Here is a 19,566-nt window from a genome sequence, read left to right on the forward strand (position 1 = left end):
GCCCCGGCATCATGTGCGCTTCATGCGCGCGCTCTACGCTGTACGCCGTTCCAGGGGGAAGATCGGGGGATCGACAGATGCAGCAGAGGCTAATCGCAGGGTGGGGTTCGGTCGTGCTGGCGGCGCTGCTCGCGGCCTGCGGTTCGGACCCTTCGCAGTCGGACGGTGTCGTCGCCGGCCCCTACGTCTCGGCGCATCGCGGCGCCGCCGCCTACGCGCCGGAAAACACGATGATGGCGTTCCGCAATGCCGCGCGCCTGCACGTCGACGATTTCGAGACCGACGCCTGGCAGACCGCCGACGGCGTGTTCGTGCTGCTGCACGACCAGACGCTGTCGCGTACCACCGACTGCAGCGGCCTCGTCACCGCCAAGACCTACGCCGCGCTGCAGGCATGCGATGCCGGTTACTGGTTCTCGCCGGGGCAGGGCACGACCTCGCCGGACGATGCCCTGGCGCATCCGGCGCGCGGCAAGGGTGTGAAGGTGCCGACCGCCGAGGAACTGTTCGCCTACGCCGCCTCGTTCAACGGCGCGTACCGGCCGACGGTGACCATCGAGCTGAAGAATTCACTGGCGGCGGCGCGCGATGCCGAAGCGCTGGTGTCGCTGATCCAGGCCAGCGGCATCCAGGATCGCATCATCGTGCAGTCGTTCAGCGCGATCGGCATCGATCGCGTCAAGGCACTCGATCCGACGATCCGCACGCTCTACCTGACGTCGCAGGTGCCCGGCGCCGAGTACGCGCTGGACTACGCCGAGCGCAAGGGCCACGACATCGTCGCGCCGTCGGCGAGCCTGCCCGAGGTCGACGCCGACTATGTCCAGCGCGCACATGCGGCCGGCAAGGAAGTGGTGCCGTGGACCGTCGACCGGCTGGGCGATCTGCAGCGCCTGAGCGAGATGAATACCGACGGCCTGATCAGCAACTTCCCCGGCTGCCTGCTGCAGCTGCAATCCCGGCTCGGCGTCTCGCGCATGCTGTCCGGCGAACTCGACGGCGACGACAGCCCGATCTGCAAGTCCTGAGGCGCCGGCGCCGCTACAATGCGCGCCGGACTACGGGGCAGACGCGCGTGAGCATCAAATCGGACAAGTGGATCCGCCGCATGGCGGCGCAGGGCATGATCGAGCCGTTCGAGCCGGGCCAGGTGCGCCAGGTCAACGGCCACAAGATCGTCAGCTACGGCACCTCGAGCTACGGCTACGATGTGCGCTGCGCCAACGAGTTCAAGATCTTCACCAACATCAACTCGACGATCGTCGACCCGAAGAACTTCGACGCCGGCTCCTTCGTCGACGTGAAATCCGACGTCTGCATCATTCCGCCGAACTCCTTCGCGCTGGCGCGCACCGTCGAGTACTTCCGCATCCCGCGCTCGACGCTGGTCGTCTGCCTCGGCAAGAGCACCTACGCGCGCTGCGGCATCATCGTCAACGTCACGCCGCTGGAGCCGGAGTGGGAAGGCCATGTGACGCTGGAATTCTCCAACACCACGCCGCTGCCGGCGAAGATCTACGCCAACGAAGGCGTGGCGCAGATGCTGTTCTACGAATCCGACGAAGTCTGCGAGACCTCGTACCGGGATCGCGGCGGCAAGTATCAGGGCCAGACCGGCGTCACGCTGCCGAAGACCTGAAGCCCGATCGGTCCGCGGCGCTGCGCGATTCGCGCCGCGCTCGCGTTGCGGACGATCCCGCGCCGGGTTGCTCGTGCGGCATCGCCGGCGACAACGACCAGGGCCAGACCGGCATCGCGCTGCCGAAGAGCTGAAGCCCGACCGGTCCGCGGCGTCGCACGATCCCGCGCCATGCTCGCGTTGCCGGCGATCCCGCGCCGCGCCGGGGCGCTGAACGCGTGAGCGTGCTTCAGCGATGCGCGCGCGGCCGCAGCACGCTCCACGCCGAGGCCTCGCCGTCGGCCTGGTAGATGTTCTTGTCGTCGGCGGCCAGATAGTGCTCGTTCCAGTACGCGGTGCTCATCGGCCGGGCCTGCACCGGCGCCTTCTGGTCGAGCTGCGTGGCGCATTCGTCGAGCGTCGCGGTGCGCGTCTCGGTCCACTGCGGGCCGATCTTGATCTGGCAGGCCGGTGCCGCATCGCCGCCGATCGTCGTTTTCGGCTCGTAGGTCTCCGAGGAGATCGTCGCCGGCGCGAAGACCGGTTCGGACGGTTCGGGCTCGGCCATCGGCGGCTTGGGGGTCACCGGCGGCGCGGCCTGGACCGGCGACAGCAGGGCGGCGGACAGCGCCAGGACAAACACGGCGGAGCGAAGCATGGGGAGGCATTCCGTTGCGGGCCGAAGCGACATCTTATCGCCTGCCGCCACGTGTGCCCGGACCGGGGTGCCGCCCGTCGCTCAGGGCGAGCGGCGCTCGCGCAACAGCGACCAGTCGCGGCCGTCGGCCGAGCGGTAGATCGCGCTGCGGCTGGTGGCCAGGAAGGTGCCGCGCCAATACGCCTGGCCGAGGCGGCCGGCGTCGTTGTCGACGGGAGTTGCTTCGAGCGCATCGGCGCATTCGGCGAGGCTCAGGTTTTTGAGCGATCGCCATTGCCCGGCGTCGCGCAGGCTGCAGGTGCCGCGCGCGTCGTCGCCGGTGGCGGGCGCGGTCGCCGTGGGGGCGGACGCGGCGGCGGCGTCTCCGGCCGGGGCAGCGTCGTGCGCCGCGTCGGCGGCGATGGCTGCCAGCACGTCGGCCGGCACGGGCGCATCGGCCGAAGCCTGCCAGGCAAACGCGGACAACACGGCAAACGACAACGGCCGCCACATGCGAGGGCTCCTTCGAGACCGCGCGATGATAGCGGACGGCGCGCCGGCGCCGGCCCGGCCGCTGCGGCTAGAAGCGGTAGCGCGGCAGGCGGTGCACGGCGGCGATCGCCGCGCCGTCGGCCTTGGCCTTGATCTCGACGAGCACGTTGCGCACGACCGCCTCGGCATAGCCCTGCGCGTCGAGGAAGCGCTGGACCGGCAGCAGCTGCGGCGCGCAGCTGGTCTCGATCTCGCGCGAGAGTTTCATCGGGTCGGCGGCTTCGTTGCTGATGTAGCGCTCGCCGAGCGAGTCGTGCAGGCAGCTGCGGTAAGCCTCGCCGAGGCCGTTGGCGTGCTGCAGGTCCGGTTTGCTGATTTCACCCGGCGCCTGGGCACCGGCACTGGACGACGCCACCAGCATGGCGGCAAGAACAAGACTGCGCATGGACAAATCCCCCCGGCCCCACCGGGATGCAGCGTTTGAGATTCAGAGACTACGCCATGTACGCAAGGACTGTACCGACCACCGATCAGCGGAAGCTTCCGGCGGACCGGCGCGTTCGCCGCTCAGGAGGGCGCCCCGGCGCGGCGCATGCGTGAGAGGAAGCCCATGACGCGCGCCGCGACGCCGGCTTCCTCCGGGGCGCGGACCTTCTCGACCGCGTGCGCCGCGCGCAGCGCCGGGGCGGCACGCAGCAGGCGGTGATGGCGCAGGGCGCTGGCCAGACTCATGCTGAAGGCGCCGCGCCGCAGCGGCTTGGGCAGCAGGCGGTAGACCTGGCCCTGGTTGATCAGGCCGATGAACACGGACACGTCGGCGAACGGCGTCAGCACGATCGTGACGATCTCCGGATATTCGGCCTTGAGCATCTTCAGCAGGCCGGTGACGCTCTGGCCGCCGACTGCCAGCTCGGAGACGACGACGCCGACCGTGCCGCGCTCGAACGCCGCCAGCGCTTCGTCGAGCGTGCGCGCCCAGGCGACCGGCTGCGAGCTGCCGACGATGTCCTGCACGGTCTTGTAGATCTCGGCGTCGTCGTCGAGCACCAGGATCGTCTCGGCGCTGGCGACCGCCGGCGCCACGAACTGGCCGGTCTCGGTCTGCAGGGGCTGCGGCGGCGCCGCGGCGCCGGCGGCGTGCAGCGAGCCGGCGATCTCGGCGGCCTGGCGCACAGTCTGGCGCAGATCCTCGGCGTCCCAGGGTTTGTTGACGAAGCGGAAGATCTCGCCTTCGTTGACCGAGGCGACCACCGCGTCGAGCTCCGAATAGCCGGTCAACAGGATGCGCATCGTGTGCGGCGAGCGCGCGCGCACCTGCTTGAGCAGATCGGCGCCGCGCATCAGCGGCATGCGCTGGTCGCTGACGACGACGTCGACACGCTGCTCGGCGACGGCGCGCAGCGCGGTCGCCGGATCGGTGGTCGCGATCAGCTCGTACTGGCCGCGGAACAGCATCGCCAGCGAGCGCAGGATGCGCTCCTCGTCGTCGACCAGCAGCAGTGTGGACTTGTTGCTCATGGCGATTCCCTGTGGGGCGGCGCTAGGCGGCCAGTGATGCAGCCGGCGCGACCTGGCGCGGCAGCGAGATGACGAACTTGGTGCCGCGGCCCTGCTCGGAGACGACGTGGATCGCACCGCCGTGGGCCTGCACGATCTGGTGCGAGATCGACAGGCCGAGCCCGGTGCCCTGGCCGATCGGCTTGGTCGTGAAGAACGGGTCGAAGATGCGCGACAGGTGCTCGGCGGCGATGCCGCGGCCGTTGTCCTGGATGTGCACGCGCACCCAGTCGGCGTCGGCCTCGGTTTTCAGCAGCAGCTTGCCGCCGTCGTCCGGTACCGCCTGGGCGGCGTTGGTGACGATATTGAGCAGCACCTGATTGATCTGCGACGGCGAACAGCGCACCAGCGGCAGCTCGGCGTCGTAGCGGCGGATCAGCTCGAGGCGGTTCTTGATCGCGTTGCGGGCGATCACCAGCGTCTGTTCGAGGCAGTCGTTCAGCGACACCTCGGCGGTGCGCGCCTGGTCCAGGCGCGAGAAGTTGCGCAGGTTGACGACCAGATCCTTGATCGTGTCGGCGCCGTGCAGGGTGTCGCGGAACAGGTCGCGCGTGTCCTGCAGCAGATCGGAGTCGGCGAGCGAGGCGCCGAGCTGCTGGCAGCGGCCGATCTGTGCGGCCAGCGCGTCTTCGTCCAGGGCGTCCGAGGTCAGCATCGACACCAGCCGGTGGTGCTCGGTGAGCGCCGCCACGCCTTCCTCGAACAGGCCGCGGATCATCTCGACGTTGTTGCGCACGTAGCCGAGCGGCGTGTTGATCTCGTGGGCGACGCCGGCGACCATCTGGCCGAGCGAGGCCATCTTCTCGGACTGCACGAGCTGCGCCTGCGAGGCCTTGAGCGCGACGAAGGCCGCGTCGACGCGGCGCTGCAGGGCGGCCAGCAGGTCGACGGCGATGCCCATGCCGGCGTAAGTGCCGTCCTGTTCGAGAATGAAGTCCTCGGTGATCGGCGCGCCGAGATGGGCGGCGACGTAGCGCGCCGCGTCTTCGAGCGGGGCGCTCAGCTCGACGCGCAGCGGCTCGGCGTTCATCAGGCTGCTCACCGGCCGGCCGCCGTACAGCTCGCGCCCGAAGCGACGCAGGAAGACGTTATTGAGCGTGTGCCGGCTGATCGTGCCGACCACGCGAGTGCCGCTGATGATCGGCAGGCACAGCAGGCGGGCGTGCGCGGGGAGCAGGAAGGTGTCGGCGGCCTCGTCGACGGTCGCGGTGAGGCGCAGCGGCACGACGTCGAGCCGCAGACGGCCGAGGTCGTCCGGGGCGTCAGCGGGTTGGGGGGCGTTCATCAGGCGCGCGAGCCTACGACAGGCAGATGACGCCCTCATTGCGCCGGCCGTGCCTGCGCCGCGTGGCGGCGGGCCCGTACCCGCCGGACGCGGTTGCGGCCGGCAGCCGCCTGCCGGGCGCCCCCGGACGGCAGTTTGGTGCCGGCCCCCTTGAATCCCGCGAGGCCGTCCCCAACAATTAGCAGCCTTCGATGGCGAGTGCTAATAGGGCCGCCCAGAACGGTACCGGGCATCCGCCGCGGGAATCATCAACTCATTGACCTATCGGGAGATTCACCATGAAGCTTCGTCCCCTGCACGATCGCGTGATCGTCAAGCGTCTCGAGGAAGAGAAGAAGTCGGCCGGCGGCATCATCATTCCGGACAACGCGGCCGAAAAGCCGGTGAAGGGCGAGATCCTCGCCGTCGGTCCGGGCAAGAAGGACGAAGCCGGCAAGCCGATCCCGCTCGACCTCAAGGTCGGCGACACCGTGCTGTTCGGCAAGTACTCGGGTTCGGAAGTGAAGGTCGACGGCCAGGACCTGCTGGTCATGCGCGAAGACGACGTCATCGCCGTGTTCGCCAAGTAAGCCGCGCGCTTCATCGCACTAACATCGCTTTAAAGAGGAATTCAAAATGGCTGCCAAAGAAGTCAAGTTCGGTGACGACGCCCGTTCGCGCATGGTCGCTGGCGTCAACGTGCTCGCCAACGCCGTCAAGGTCACCCTCGGCCCGAAGGGCCGCAATGTCGTGCTCGACAAGGCGTTCGGCGCGCCGACCGTCACCAAGGACGGCGTCAGCGTCGCCAAGGAAATCGAGCTGAAGGACAAGTTCGAGAACATGGGCGCCCAGCTCGTCAAGGAAGTCGCCAGCAAGACCTCCGACGAAGCCGGTGACGGCACCACGACCGCCACGGTGCTCGCCCAGGCGATCGTCAACGAAGGCCTGAAGTCGGTCACCGCCGGCATCGACCCGATGGACATCAAGCGCGGCATCGACAAGGCCGTCGAAGCCGTCACCGAAGAGATCAAGAAGAACGCCGTGCCGTGCAAGGATCGCAAGGCGATCGCGCAGGTCGGCACCGTCTCGGCCAACGCCGACGAAGCGATCGGCAAGATCATCGCCGACGCGATGGACAAGGTCGGCAAGGAAGGCGTGATCACCGTCGAAGACGGCTCGGGCCTCGAGAACGAGCTGAACGTCGTCGAAGGCATGCAGTTCGACCGCGGCTACCTTTCGCCGTACTTCATCAACAACGCGCAGAGCCAGCAGGTCGAGCTCGACAGCCCGCTGATCCTGATCACCGACAAGAAGATCAGCAACATCCGCGAGCTGCTGCCGGTCCTCGAAGGCGTCGCCAAGAGCGGCAAGCCGCTGCTGATCGTTGCCGAAGACGTCGAAGGCGAAGCGCTCGCCACCCTCGTCGTCAACAACCTGCGTGGCATCCTGAAGGTCGCCGCCGTCAAGGCGCCGGGCTTCGGCGACCGCCGCAAGGAAATGCTGAAGGACATCGCCATCCTCACCGGCGGCACGGTCATCACCGAAGAGCTGGGCCTGTCGCTCGAGAAGGCCTCGCTCGCCGATCTCGGCACCGCCAAGAAGGTGCAGATCGAGAAGGAAAACACCACCGTCATCGACGGCGCCGGCAAGAAGGACGCGATCACCTCGCGCATCAAGGAGATCAAGGCCCAGGTCGAAGCCGCGACCAGCGACTACGACAAGGAAAAGCTGCAGGAGCGTCTGGCCAAGCTCTCCGGCGGCGTCGCCGTGATCAAGGTCGGTGCCGCGACCGAAGTCGAGATGAAGGAAAAGAAGGCGCGCGTCGAAGACGCCCTGCACGCGACCCGTGCGGCCGTCGAGGAAGGCATCGTGGCCGGCGGCGGCGTCATGCTGGTCCGCGCGTCGAAGGTGCTCGAGAAGCTCAAGGGCGCCAATGAAGACCAGACGGTCGGCATCGGCATCCTCAAGCGCGCCATCCAGGAGCCGCTGCGCCAGATCGTCAAGAACGCCGGCGAAGAAGCTTCGGTCGTCCTGAACAAGGTCGCCGAAGGCAAGGCGGCGTTCGGCTACAACGCCGGTTCGGGCGAGTACGGCGACATGATCGAGATGGGCATCATCGACCCGGCCAAGGTCACGCGCCTCGCGCTGCAGAACGCGGCCTCGGTCGCCGGCCTGCTGCTGACGACGGAAGCGATGATCGCCGAACTGCCGCAGAAGGCTGAAGCGCCGGCGATGCCGGGTGGCGGCATGGGCGGCATGGGCGGCATGGGCGATTTCTAAGAAATCCCGGTATGTCGTCCTGACCAGCCGGCGCCATCCGTGGCGCCGGCTGGCAAGGCAAGCAGTCCGCTGTTCGATCGGGGCGCCTTCGGGCGCCCCGATTTTTTTGCGCCAGGCGTGACGGCTTTACAAAACGACCGATCGTGCTAAATTCGCTGCATGAATCCGAGCAAAGGCGAACAAACCCGCAGGCTGATCCTGGACCGCGCGCTGACGATGGCGGGCGAGGTCGGGCTCGAAGGCGTGTCGATCGGCGCGCTCGCCGAGGAGACCGGCCTGTCGAAGAGCGGCCTGTTCGCGCACTTCAAGTCGAAGGAAGCGCTGCAGCTTGAGGTGCTGCAGGAGGCGATCACGCGCTTCACCGTGCAAGTGCTGCAGCCGGTTCTGGCGACGCCGCGCGGCGAGCCGCGTGTGCGGCGGCTGTTCGACAAGTACCTTGAATGGATCCGCGGCGACGATGCGCGGCGCGGCTGCATTTTCCAGAAGCTCACCAGCGAATATGCGGGCCGTGACGGGGCCGTGCGCGATCGCCTCGTGCAGTCGCAGAAGGACTGGCGCGACGCCATCATGCGCGCCGTGCAGGGCGCGATCGACGAAGGGCATTTCCGCCGCGATCTCGATCCGGCCGTGTTCGCACACGAGATGCTCGGCATCGCCATGGTGTTCCAGAGCGCGTGGCGCCTGATGCGCGAGGCCGACGCGCTGCCGCGCGCGCAAGCGATTTTCGACGCGCTGCTCGCTCGCAGCCGCTCCGTTCCGTAGTCGTCCCGCCACCCAGGGGAGTCCCATGGCCACACAGCCGCTCACTGCTTCGCCGGTTGCTTCGTCCGTAAAAAGCACGATCGTTCGATCTAAACCGAGATCGCAGCCATTCCTGCGCCCGACGTTCCGCATTCTCGACCGCCTCGCGCCGACGCTCGCCGCCCGCCTGGCGCAGCGCCTTTTCTTCACGCCGCCGCGCGCCGTCTTGCGCGAGGAGGAGCGGGAGATTCTCGACGCCGGCCGCCGCGGCACCATCGAACACCGTGGCGACCGTCTCGCCATCTGGCGCTGGGGCGAGGGGCCGCGCGCGCTGCTCGTGCACGGCTGGGGTGGCCACGCCGGACAGATGACGGCGCTGGTCGAGCCCTTGGTCGCCGCCGGCTATGAAGTCGTCGCGCTCGATCTGCCGGGCCATGGTCTGTCCTCCGGCGATCGCGCCTCGGTGCGGCACTTCGCCGATGCGATCGTGCATGTGGCGCAAGGGCTCGGTGGCATCGACGCGCTGATCGCGCACTCGCTCGGCTCGGCCGGCAGCACGCTCGCGCTATCGCGCGGCCTCGTCGTGCGGCGTGCCGTCTACTTCGCGCCGCCCGCGCGCTTCGACGCGATCTGGGCCCGCTTCCGCGGCGGCCTCGGCATGTCGGCGGCGACATGGACGCGCTTCCAGCGCCGCGCCGAGGCCTGGCTGGGCCTCGCGTTCGCCGAGATGGCGCCGGCCGATCTGGCGCCCGATCTGCGCGTGCCGCTGCTCGTGATTCACGGCACCGGCGATCGCGAGGTCGCCGTGCAGGAAGGCGAGCTGCTGCAGCGGCGCTGGCCGCAGGCGCGTCTGCATCGCGCCGAGGGTCTCGGCCATCTGCGCGTACTGAAGGATGCGACCTGCATCGACGCGGCGCGGCGCTTCCTTTCGACATCGAAACGCTGAATCAACCCAGGAGAAAAGCCCATGAAACTGTACGCCGACGCAATGTCCTGCTCGCTCGCGTCCCATCTCGCACTGCTCGCGGCCGGACTGCCGTTCGAACTGGTCTGGGTCGACAACCAGGCCAAGCGCACCGACGATGGCCGTGACTACTACAGCATCAACCCGAAGGGTCTCGTGCCGGCGCTCGAACTCGACGACGGCAGCGTGCTGACGGAGAGTGCCGCCGTACTGCAATACATCGGCGATCGCGCGCCGCAGGCGCAGCTCGTGCCGCCGCCCGGCAGCGAGGCGCGCTATCGCCTGCAGGAATGGCTGAACTTCATCGCCACCGAGCTGCACAAGTCGGTCTTCAATCCGTACTTCAGCGCACACAAGCAGAACGCCCTTCCGCCGGAAGCGCTGCAGCGCTATGTGCTCGGCTTGCTCGAGGCGCGCCTCGACTATCTCGATCCGCAGCTGCGGAACCGCGAGTGGCTGGCCGCCGAGCACTTCACCGTTGCCGACGCGTACCTGCTGGCGGTCCTCAACTGGGTGCAGTACGCCAGGATGCCGATGCAGCGATGGCCGGCGCTGTCTGCGTACCACCGGCGTCTGCTCGAACTGCCCGTGGTGCGCGAGGTCATGCGGCGCGAACGGGAGCGTTACGCGAAGAAGGCCTGATCGCCCCCGGGCGATCGTCACTGGATCCGCGCTGACGGAAAAGGCGTAGCTCGGCTTCCGCTTGCCGGGGCGCCTTCGGGCGCCCCGATTTTTTGCGCTACGCTTGGGCCGTGAAATCCTTCGAGCACGTCTACCGCCTGCATCGCCTGCTGAAGAGCCGGCGCTATCCGGTACCGTTCGAGCGTGTGATGAGCGAGCTCGAATGCTCGCGCGCGACCACCAAGCGCGTCCTCGCCTATCTGCGCGACGTGCTCGGCGCGCCGATCGAAAGCTCGCGCGAGCCGCGCGGTTACCGCTACACCGACGCCGCTTACGAACTCCCCGGTTTCTGGTTCTCCGCCGAGGAACTGCAGGCGCTGCTGACGCTGCAGCAGCTGCTCGCCACCTTCCAGCCGGGCCTGCTCGATGACGCACTCGCGCCGCTGCGCGACCGCCTCGACCAGATCCTCAAGTCGCAGAACCTGCAGCCGGGCGAAGCCGGCCGCATCCGCCTGCTGCGCGCCGCCGCGCGACCGGCCGGTCGCCACTTCGCGACGATCGCCGCCGCCGTGCTGCAGCGCCAGCGCCTGCGCATCGCCTACGAGGCACGCGGCACCGGCCAGATCAGCGAGCGCGAGATCTCGCCGCAGCGGCTGACACACTATCGCGACAACTGGTATCTCGACGCCTGGTGCCACAAGTCGAACGGCCTGCGTACCTTCGCCGTCGACTGCGTGCGCGAGGCCGAGGTGCTCGACGCGCCGGCCGAGGACATCCGTCCCGAGCGGCTCGACGACGAGCTGGCTGGTTCCTATGGCATCTTCTCCGGAACGCCGACCGCGACTGCGATCCTGCGCTTCACGGCGGAACGGGCGCGTTGGGTCTCGGCCGAGACCTGGCACCCGCTGCAGCAGTCCGTCTGGCTGCCCGACGGCAGCTACGAACTATCCGTTCCCTATCACCGCGACGAAGAACTGATCCTCGACATCCTTCGCTACGGACCCGACGTCGAAGTGCTGGCGCCGCCGCCGCTGCGCAAAGCGGTCAAAGCACGCCTCGCGGCTGCGGTGGAGCGCTATCGGTAAGCGATCGGCTTCTGTCCTTTGTGAGAAACAAGGCTCACATTCCAGGGTGGGGGAGTTGCACACTCCTCGCAGGCGTGCGGGGCGGGGGCACGAGACGCCGGTTGATCGCCAGGGGTGCAAATGGTCAGGGGTCGTTTCATGGGTGCGACTGACATGCATCGGATGCGTCGGTGACGCATGAGGCTCTGTTATGCGCATTCCACCAGCAAGCCGGATTGCTCTGACTGGCAACCGCTCGCCGAGCATCTGCGCAATACGGCGCAATTGGCTGCGTTGCGCGCAGCGCCGTTCGGAGGCGCCGACATGGCGCATGTGGCCGGCCTGCTGCACGACATCGGCAAGTACACAGATGAATTCCAGCGACGCATCGCGGGCGACGCGATCCGCGTCGATCATGCGACGCGCGGCGCGATGCTGGCCGTGGAGCGATATGGGCCGATCGGTCACCTGCTCGCGTACGCGATCGCCGGTCATCACGCCGGCTTGGCCAACGGTGCCGACGGCGCCGAAACGCGCGAGCGCACGGCGCTACGCGACCGGCTCAGGGGCATTGGCTTGCCGCCGCTGTTCGCGGAGTGGCAGCGCGAAATCACGCTGCCGGATGCGGTCGCGCACCCGCAAGGCTTTCGCCCTCGGGATGCCCGCGGCTCTTTCCAGCTCGCCTTCCTCACGCGCATGCTTTTCTCGTGTCTGGTCGACGCCGACTATCTGGACACCGAGGCGTTCTACGATCGCGTCGAGCGTAGAGCCTCACACCGTGATGCGCCGACGCCGACACTCGTGGATCTGCGCTTACGCCTCGACAGCTATCTCGGGCGTTTTGTGGCGGACACGCCGGTCAACGCCGTGCGCGCCGACATTCTTCGCCACATGCGGGCGCAGGCGGGGCTTGATTCGGGCCTGTTCTCTCTGACGGTGCCAACGGGCGGCGGCAAGACACTGGCGTCGCTAGCCTTTGCGCTGGATCATGCCATCCGCCACGGTCTTCGCCGCGTGATCTTCGTAATTCCGTTCACCAGCATCGTCGAGCAGAACGCCGCCGTGTTCAGGGCGGCACTGGGTGATCTGGGTGACGCCGCCGTGTTGGAGCATCACAGCGCCTTCGTGGCCGCGCCCCCGCCCAGGGATGCACCGGACCGCTATCAGGCGCATGAGAAGCTGCGGCTGGCGATGGAGAACTGGGATGCCCCGATCATCGTCACGACTGCCGTGCAGTTCTTCGAGAGCCTGTTTGCAGCTCGCCCCGCGCAGTGTCGCAAGCTGCACAACATTGCCGCGAGCGTCGTCATCCTCGATGAAGCGCAGACGTTGCCACTGAAGCTGCTGCGGCCATCGGTCGCGGCGATCGACGAACTGGCGAGGAACTATCGCTGCAGCGTCGTGCTTTGCACGGCGACCCAGCCGGCATTGGAAGCGCCGAAATTCGAAGGCGCGCGCGGGTTCGAAGGCGGACTTGAGAAAGTTCGCGAACTGGCGCCGGAACCGGCGGAGCTGTTCCGCAGGCTCGAACGCGTCCGGGTCCGGCACATCGGCGTGCTGGATGACGCAGCTCTGGCCGCGCAGATGCGGGCGCGCGAACAGGTTCTCTGCATCGTCAACAACCGCCGGCATGCGAGGGCGGTCTATCAGGCGATGGCCGATCTGCCCGGTGCGCGGCATCTGACCACGCTGATGTGCGCGCGCCATCGCAGCGAGGTATTGGCCGAGGTGCGCGGCATGCTCAAGCGCGGCGAGCCTTGCCGCCTGGTGGCGACGTCGCTGATCGAGGCAGGCGTCGATGTCTCTTTTCCGGCCGTGCTGCGGGCGGAAGCCGGACTCGATTCGATTGCGCAGGCGGCAGGTCGCTGCAATCGCAACGGCGAGTGGCCGGTGGCGCAGAGCGAAGTGCTCGTGTTCGATTCTGGCAACGATGAATGGGTACCGCCGCCGGAGCTCAAGCAGTTCGCTCAGGCGGCGCGCGAGACCCTGCGCCAGCATGGCGATGATCCTCTGTCGCCCGCAGCCGTCGAGGCGTACTTCCGGACGCTGTACTGGCAGAAGGGCGATCAACAGCTGGACGCTGGAAATCTGCTTGGCCTCCTGAGAAACAGCCGCCCCGACAGCCTGCCGATGGAGACGCTGGCCGCGAAGTTCCGGATGATCGATTCGGTCCAGAAGCCGGTGATCGTCCTATACGGCAACGACGGCGACGCGAAAGGTCTGGTCGACTCGCTGTACCGCGCCGACAAGGTGGGTGGCATCGCGCGGCGTCTGCAGCGTTACTTGGTCCAACTGCCGGATAAGGCGTTCGGGGCCCTGTACGGCGCAGGGGCGATACAGGCCGTTGCGCCGGAGAAATGGGGCGAGCAATTCATGCTGTTGGCGAACGCGGATCTCTACGACTATCGCTTGGGATTGAACTCCGACAATGCGACGTTTGTACGCTCGGAGCGCCTGACATGGTGAGCGAGGTGCGAAAGGCGATCGTTTATCTGATCACGTATCCGAATGGGAAGATCTATGTCGGCAAGGATATGACCAACAGCATCAACTACTTTGGAAGTGCGGACGACACTCTGGTCGCCAGGGACTTCAGCGACGAACAGCGCCGGGATTTTGTCGTCAGAAGAACGGTGCTCTGGGAATCCAGTACGGCGACCTTGCAGGAGGTCAACAGGATGGAAGTTCAGCTGATCAGGCAATGGAAAGCCAATGATCCGAACATTGGCTACAACCGCTGGCCTCGCTTCAGGCCGAATGCGCTGACCGCTTCGAGTTGTGCAAACGGGCAGGAGGGGCCATGGGCTTCGGAATCCGTCTATTGATTTGGGGCGAACGAGCCTGCTTCACGCGTCCCGAGATGAAGGTGGAACGCGTCAGCTACGACGTCATCACCCCGTCCGCCGCGCGCGGCATCCTCGAAGCGATCCACTGGAAACCGGCGATCCGCTGGCATGTCGATCGCATTCATGTGCTGAAGCCGATCCGCTTCGAGTCGATCCGGCGCAACGAGGTCGGCTCGAAGCTGTCTTCTGCCAGCGTGGTCAAGGCGATGAAGACGGGGTCTACGGACGGCTTGGCCACCTGCGTCGACGAGGACCGGCAGCAGCGTGCGGCCACGGTGCTGCGCGATGTGGCCTATGTGATCGCCGCTCACTTCGAGCTGACGGATCGAGCCGGGCCGGATGAAAACGTCGGCAAGCACCTCGATATTTTCAATCGCCGGGCCCGAAAGGGGCAGCACTTCCATGCGCCCTGCATGGGGGTTCGCGAGTTCCCGGCGCATTTCCGGCTGTTGGAATCCGAAGAGCCGATACCGACACCAGATGCCGCGCTGGCCGGCGAGCGTGATCTGGGCTGGATGCTTCACGACATCGACTTCTCCGACGACGCGACATCCCGTTTCTTCCGGGCGCGCATGATCGACGGCGCGATCGATGTTCCGCCGTGGACCAGCGACGAGGTGAAGGCATGATCCTGCAAGCGCTGGATCGCTATTACCACCGGCTGGTCGAGCGCGACGCCGACGGCATCGCACCGTACGGCTACAGCCCGGAGAAGATCAGCTATGCGATCGTCCTCGATCGTGATGGAAATGTCGTCGACGTCAATGATGTCCGCGATACGTCGGGAAAGAAGCCCGTTCCGACCTTGATCGAGGTGCCCCAGCCGCCCAAACGATCGAGCAACGTCGCGCCTTGCTTCCTATGGGACAAGACGAGCTATGTGCTCGGCGTCAGTGCGACGAGCAAGCGGACTGAGCAGGAGCATGCGGCGTTCCGGACGCTGCACGAGCAGGCACTCGCCGGCGAGACTGACGAGGGGCTCCTGGCGTTCTCGGCGTTCCTCAGCCGTTGGACGCCGGATCAGTTTTGCGGCCCGCTGTTCAGTGAGGAGATGAAGGACGCAAACGTCGTCTTCAGGCTCGATGGGGAGCACGACTACCTACACGACCGTGCCGCTGCCAAGGCCGTCCGGGCACGGCTTCTGTCGGCGACGCCGGGCGATGAGGACGATGCAGCGGCTCCGGCCGTCTGTCTGGTGACGGGACAGAGGGCGCCCATTGCGAGTCTGCATCCCTCGATCAAGGGCGTCATGGGCGCGCAGAGCTCGGGCGCTTCGATCGTTTCTTTCAACCAGGAAGCGTTTACGTCCTACGGAAAGACGCAGGGCTACAACGCGCCGGTTTCCGAGCAGGCGGCATTTGCCTATACGTCGGCTCTGAACTACCTCTTGCGACGTAGCGAACATCACCGCCAGAACCTGACCGTGGGTGATACCACCGTCGTGTTCTGGGCGGAGGCCGACAAGGTCGCGGAGGCCGCATGTGCGGAAACCACGTTCGCCATGCTGTTGAATCCGGCCGATACCGATGACAGCGAGTCCGAAAAGCTGCGCCGGGTATTACACGGAATCGAGCAGGGCCGCCCTCTGGCCGAGATCGATCCCGATCTTGCGGCAGGAACGCGGATGTTCGTCCTGGGACTGGCACCCAATGCGTCGCGCCTTTCGATCCGCTTCTGGCTCGTCGACACGTTCGGTGATCTGGCCCGCCATCTCGTTCAGCATGAGCGCGATCTGCGCATCGAGCCGCAGCCGTGGAGGACGGCTCCCTCCGCATGGCGACTGGCGTTGGCGACGGCGCCCTCGCGCGATGGCCGAGCCAAGAGCGAAGACGTACCGCCGCAACTGGCCGGCGAACTGCTGCGCGCCATTCTGACGGGTGGCCGCTATCCGGCCAGCCTGCTCGCCAATGTCCTGATGCGGATGCGCGCCGACGGCGACATCTCGGGTGTTCGCGTTGCGATCTGCAAGGCGGTGCTCTCGCGAAATCTGCATTCCCCTGGTTCTGAAGAGGAGGTCCCCGTGAGTCTCGACAAGGAATCCACACAGCCGGCGTACCTGTTGGGGCGTCTGTTCGCTGCGCTGGAGTATGTGCAGCGCAGTGCGCTCGGCGGGCAGGTCAATGCCACGATCCGGGATCGCTATTACGGCGCAGCTTCTGCGACGCCGGCGTCGATCTTTCCGGTGTTGCTGCGCAACACGCAGAACCACCTGGCCAAGCTGCGCAAGGAGCGGCCAGGGCAGGCGGTGAACCTGGAACGCGACCTGCGCGAGATTGTCGACGGACTGCCCGATCAGTTCCCGCGCAGCTTGCATATCGAGGACCAGGGTCGTTTCGCGATCGGCTACTACCACCAGTCACAGTCCTATTTCACGAAGCGCGCGGCTGATCACGATGCCGAGCAGGAAACCGAAGCTGATACCGAGGGGGCACAGTCATGACCGCGATTACGCATCGCTATGAATTCGTCTATTTGTTCGATGTGGCCAATGGCAACCCCAATGGCGATCCGGATGCCGGCAACCTGCCGCGGCTTGATCCGGAGACCAACCGGGGCTTGGTCACCGATGTGAGCCTCAAGCGGAAGATCCGCAACTTCGTCGCGCTGGAAAAGGAAGATGCGCCGGGTTACGCGATCTATATGAAGGAGAAGGCAATCCTGAATCAGCAGCACCAGAAGGCCTGGGAGGCCTTGAAGATTCCGCCGGATGCCAAGGAAGCCTACAAGAAGCTCCCCAAGGAAGAAGCCAAGGCGCGTGAAATCACGGCGTGGATGTGCTCGAACTTCTTCGACGTGCGCACGTTCGGCGCCGTGATGACGACCGGGGTCAATGCCGGACAGGTCCGAGGGCCGGTGCAACTCGCGTTTGCGTCGTCCGTGGAGCCGGTCATTCCTCTTGAAATCGCCATCACGCGCATGGCGGTGACGACCGAGAAGGAAGCCGAGGCCCAGAGTGGCGACAACCGGACGATGGGACGCAAGCACATCCTGCCGTATGGCCTCTATCGCGCACACGGATTCGTGTCCGCGAAGCTGGCAGAGCGCACCGGATTCTCCGCCGAGGATCTGGAACTGCTGTGGCGCGCGCTTGCCAACATGTTCGAGCACGACCGCTCGGCGGCGCGTGGGGAGATGGCGGCGCGCAAGCTGATCATCTTCGAGCACGAGAATCCGATGGGCAACGCGCCGGCCCATGTTCTGTTCGACGCGGTGACGGTCGAGCGGGCAAGCGACTTGAGCGAGCCGGCACGCGGCTTCAAGGACTATCGTGTAAGCATTGACCGGGCCGCGGTTCCGCAGGGTGTCAGCGTTTTGGAATACCTGTAAGGAAGGTTGGGGCGGACGATGGAAGACGAAGATGATCTGATTCCGTTGTCCGCCCTCCAGCACTATTTGTACTGCCCACGCCAGTGCGCGCTGATTCATGTCGAGCGTTTGTGGGCAGAGAGCCGCCACACGGCCGAGGGGCGGCTGATGCATGATCGCGCCGACGTGCCGGGTGTGGAGATCCGGCACGGCGTGCGCACGGATACGGCGATGCCGCTGTCGGCACCGGAATTGGGGATTGCCGGCGTGGCCGATGTGGTCGAGTTCCGGCCGGGTGCGGCGGGCTTGATCCCGTGCCCTATCGAATACAAGCGTGGCCGGCCAAAGGCGCATCGCGCGGACGAGGTTCAACTCTGCGCGCAGGCCCTTTGTCTTGAATCAATGCTGCGTTGCGATGTGCCGGAAGGTGCGCTGTTCTATGGCAAGACGCGGCGTCGCAAGCAAGTGATCTTCGATACGGAACTTCGCGAGCTGACCTTGGAGGCGATTCGTGCGGTGCGCCGGATGCTCGATGAAAGGCGAACGCCAACTGCGACATATGAGGCCAAGCGCTGCGACGCCTGCTCGTTGCTCGAACTCTGCCGGCCACAAGACCTCAGGCGCCGCATCTCCGTGCGCGACTGGCTGTTGCAGCAGACCGCGGAGCCCGCCTGATGCGGCGTCAGCTCAACACGCTGTATGTCACCACGGAAGGTGCCTGGTTGCGCAAGGACGGCGCCAACATCGTGATGGACGTTGAGCAGGAGGAGAAGGCGCGCATACCGGCCCATATGCTCGAAAGCCTGGTGTGCTTCGGGCGTGTGCTCGTCTCGCCGCCGCTGCTGGGCTATTGCGCGGAGCAGGGCATCAGCGTCTGCTTCCTGAGCCCGAACGGCCGCTTCATGGCGCGGGTCGAAGGGCCGGTCTCCGGAAACGTGCTGCTGCGCCGGGAGCAGTATCGGCGCTCGGATGATCCCGGTGGCTGCGCTGCGATCGTCCGCCACCTGCTGATCGGCAAGCTCTACAACCAGAGAGTTGTGCTCGGAAGAGCCTTGCGCGACCACAGTGAATCGATGACTCCGGATGCGATGGCGGCCGTGACGCATGCCTATCAACGGCTCGAACGCATTTCGGCGAAGCTCCAGACGGAAAGCGATGCGCAGTTGATGCGTGGTCTGGAAGGGGAGGCGGCGCAGGCTTACTTCGGAGTCCTGGATCATCTGATTCGTACTTCGGCGCCGATTTTTCACTTCGGCGGACGTAATCGCCGGCCGCCGCGCGATGCTGTCAATGCGCTGCTGTCGTTCTTCTACACCCTGTTGACGCACGACTGCCGTTCGGCGCTTGAGACGGTGGGCCTCGATCCGGCGGTCGGCTTCCTGCATCGCGATCGACCGGGAAGGCCGAGCCTGGCGCTCGATCTGATGGAGGAGTTCCGGGCTTTCCTGGCCGATCGGCTGGTGCTGTCGATGATCAATCGTCGACAGCTGACCGAGCGTGACTTCCAGTCCCTGGACAACGGTGTCGTGCTACTTCGAGAAGAGTCGCGAAAGAATCTGCTCGTGGCTTATCAGGAACGGAAGCGTGAGGAGATTCAGCATGCCTTTATCGGCGAGAAAATGGCGATTGGCTTGTTGCCGCTGATGCAGGCGCAACTGCTGGCACGACATCTGCGCGGCGACCTCGACGCGTACCCTCCGTTTCTCTGGAAGTAGCGGCATGATGGTGCTGGTCAGTTACGACGTCACGACGATTGATACGGCCGGACGACGAAGGTTGCGCAGAGTGGCCAAGGCGTGTCAGGACTATGGGCAACGCGTGCAGCTATCTGTCTTCGAGATCGAGGTCGAGCCGGCACAGTGGGCAAGCCTGAAGCAGAAGCTCGTGGATTTGATCGAGCCGGAATGCGACAGCCTGCGTTTCTATTACCTGGGCGCAAACTGGACGCGCCGCGTCGAGCACGTGGGCGCAAAGCCTGCGACGGATCTCAACGGACCGCTGGTTTTCTGACCGGAGACCGCGCGAACCCCAAGCGGCAAGCCTGAGCCCTTGGGGTTCGCAACTCTTTAACAAACTGAAATCTTTGAAATCTCCGGCTGCCTGCATGGCGAGCGCAGCCTTGATGTATCCGATCACATCCGGTTCGCGCCAGCGGGAAGTTGAAGCCCGATAACTC

General features: G+C 66.1%; 21 protein-coding genes. 16 read left to right on the forward strand and 5 right to left on the reverse strand.

The features are described 5' to 3' along the window. The first annotated feature begins 77 nt into the window (after positions 1-77). Together K343_RS0119295 and dcd are read left to right on the forward strand one after the other, a co-directional pair. Complete coding sequence (locus K343_RS0119295; protein ID WP_161628925.1) at positions 78-1,028, forward strand: glycerophosphodiester phosphodiesterase; 951 nt, start codon at positions 78-80, stop codon at positions 1,026-1,028. A 47-nt stretch (positions 1,029-1,075) separates the two neighbouring features. After that, entirely contained in the window at positions 1,076-1,639 is a 564-nt protein-coding gene (gene dcd, locus K343_RS0119300; protein WP_020651063.1) for a dCTP deaminase, read from the forward strand. Between the two features lie 229 nt (positions 1,640-1,868). On the opposite strand, the gene K343_RS0119305 is transcribed toward dcd, so the two are convergent. From K343_RS0119305 to K343_RS0119325, 5 genes are all read right to left on the reverse strand, one after another. Further along, positions 1,869-2,276, reverse strand: a complete 408-nt coding sequence (locus tag K343_RS0119305; protein ID WP_028009456.1) for a hypothetical protein — start codon at positions 2,274-2,276, stop codon at positions 1,869-1,871. A gap of 81 nt (positions 2,277-2,357) precedes the next feature. Continuing rightward, positions 2,358-2,768 carry a hypothetical protein gene (locus K343_RS0119310; RefSeq protein ID WP_028009457.1) on the reverse strand — a complete coding sequence of 137 codons (411 nt, stop codon included), beginning with the start codon at positions 2,766-2,768 and terminating at the stop codon, positions 2,358-2,360. Between the two features lie 67 nt (positions 2,769-2,835). After that, positions 2,836-3,192 (reverse strand): hypothetical protein, encoded by a 357-nt coding sequence (locus K343_RS0119315; RefSeq protein ID WP_154662660.1) that lies wholly within the window; start codon positions 3,190-3,192, stop codon positions 2,836-2,838. Between the two features lie 122 nt (positions 3,193-3,314). Beyond that, a complete protein-coding gene (locus K343_RS0119320) occupies positions 3,315-4,265 on the reverse strand; it encodes a response regulator (protein WP_028009459.1) in 951 nt (316 codons plus the stop codon). 22 nt (positions 4,266-4,287) lie between these two features. Then, entirely contained in the window at positions 4,288-5,589 is a 1,302-nt protein-coding gene (locus K343_RS0119325) for a sensor histidine kinase (protein ID WP_051278733.1), read from the reverse strand. Between the two features lie 278 nt (positions 5,590-5,867). On the opposite strand from K343_RS0119325, the gene K343_RS0119330 reads away from it, so the two are divergent. The 14 genes from K343_RS0119330 (at position 5,868) to cas2 (ending at position 19,400) form a co-directional block, all read left to right on the forward strand. Further along, positions 5,868-6,158, forward strand: coding sequence for a co-chaperone GroES (locus tag K343_RS0119330; RefSeq protein ID WP_020651069.1), 291 nt, complete (start codon positions 5,868-5,870; stop codon positions 6,156-6,158). 46 nt (positions 6,159-6,204) lie between these two features. Further along, positions 6,205-7,848 carry a chaperonin GroEL gene (groL, locus tag K343_RS0119335; RefSeq protein ID WP_020651070.1) on the forward strand — a complete coding sequence of 548 codons (1,644 nt, stop codon included), beginning with the start codon at positions 6,205-6,207 and terminating at the stop codon, positions 7,846-7,848. Between the two features lie 159 nt (positions 7,849-8,007). After that, positions 8,008-8,610 carry a TetR/AcrR family transcriptional regulator gene (locus K343_RS0119340; RefSeq protein WP_043113172.1) on the forward strand — a complete coding sequence of 201 codons (603 nt, stop codon included), beginning with the start codon at positions 8,008-8,010 and terminating at the stop codon, positions 8,608-8,610. A gap of 25 nt (positions 8,611-8,635) precedes the next feature. Then, positions 8,636-9,535 carry an alpha/beta hydrolase gene (locus K343_RS22930; protein ID WP_084616005.1) on the forward strand — a complete coding sequence of 300 codons (900 nt, stop codon included), beginning with the start codon at positions 8,636-8,638 and terminating at the stop codon, positions 9,533-9,535. 21 nt (positions 9,536-9,556) lie between these two features. Beyond that, positions 9,557-10,195 (forward strand): glutathione transferase GstA, encoded by a 639-nt coding sequence (gstA, locus tag K343_RS0119350; RefSeq protein ID WP_028009462.1) that lies wholly within the window; start codon positions 9,557-9,559, stop codon positions 10,193-10,195. Positions 10,196-10,305: 110 nt separating this feature from the next. Beyond that, positions 10,306-11,259: a helix-turn-helix transcriptional regulator gene (locus K343_RS0119355; protein WP_043113238.1), complete on the forward strand. Its 954-nt coding sequence runs from the start codon at positions 10,306-10,308 to the stop codon at positions 11,257-11,259. Positions 11,260-11,436: 177 nt separating this feature from the next. Continuing rightward, positions 11,437-13,704, forward strand: a complete 2,268-nt coding sequence (locus tag K343_RS0119360; RefSeq protein WP_028009464.1) for a CRISPR-associated endonuclease Cas3'' — start codon at positions 11,437-11,439, stop codon at positions 13,702-13,704. Next, a complete protein-coding gene (locus tag K343_RS0119365) occupies positions 13,698-14,063 on the forward strand; it encodes a GIY-YIG nuclease family protein (RefSeq protein WP_028009465.1) in 366 nt (121 codons plus the stop codon). The genes K343_RS0119360 and K343_RS0119365 overlap by 7 nt, the downstream gene beginning before the upstream one ends. Then, positions 14,039-14,713: a type I-C CRISPR-associated protein Cas5c gene (gene cas5c, locus K343_RS0119370; protein ID WP_028009466.1), complete on the forward strand. Its 675-nt coding sequence runs from the start codon at positions 14,039-14,041 to the stop codon at positions 14,711-14,713. Before K343_RS0119365 ends, cas5c begins: the two co-directional genes overlap by 25 nt. After that, complete coding sequence (gene cas8c / locus K343_RS0119375; protein ID WP_028009467.1) at positions 14,710-16,524, forward strand: type I-C CRISPR-associated protein Cas8c/Csd1; 1,815 nt, start codon at positions 14,710-14,712, stop codon at positions 16,522-16,524. The genes cas5c and cas8c overlap by 4 nt, the downstream gene beginning before the upstream one ends. Next, a complete protein-coding gene (gene cas7c / locus K343_RS0119380; RefSeq protein WP_028009468.1) occupies positions 16,521-17,411 on the forward strand; it encodes a type I-C CRISPR-associated protein Cas7/Csd2 in 891 nt (296 codons plus the stop codon). Before cas8c ends, cas7c begins: the two co-directional genes overlap by 4 nt. Before the next feature lie 18 nt (positions 17,412-17,429). Then, complete coding sequence (gene cas4 / locus K343_RS0119385) at positions 17,430-18,065, forward strand: CRISPR-associated protein Cas4 (protein WP_028009469.1); 636 nt, start codon at positions 17,430-17,432, stop codon at positions 18,063-18,065. Then, positions 18,065-19,105, forward strand: coding sequence for a type I-C CRISPR-associated endonuclease Cas1c (cas1c, locus tag K343_RS0119390; RefSeq protein ID WP_028009470.1), 1,041 nt, complete (start codon positions 18,065-18,067; stop codon positions 19,103-19,105). The genes cas4 and cas1c overlap by 1 nt, the downstream gene beginning before the upstream one ends. A 4-nt stretch (positions 19,106-19,109) precedes the next feature. Then, positions 19,110-19,400, forward strand: coding sequence for a CRISPR-associated endonuclease Cas2 (gene cas2, locus K343_RS0119395; protein WP_028009471.1), 291 nt, complete (start codon positions 19,110-19,112; stop codon positions 19,398-19,400). The last annotated feature ends 166 nt before the right edge of the window (positions 19,401-19,566 follow it).

Origin of the sequence: Solimonas flava DSM 18980, from assembly GCF_000426685.1 — a bacterium.
GTDB classification, from domain to species: Bacteria; Pseudomonadota; Gammaproteobacteria; order Nevskiales; family Nevskiaceae; genus Solimonas; species Solimonas flava.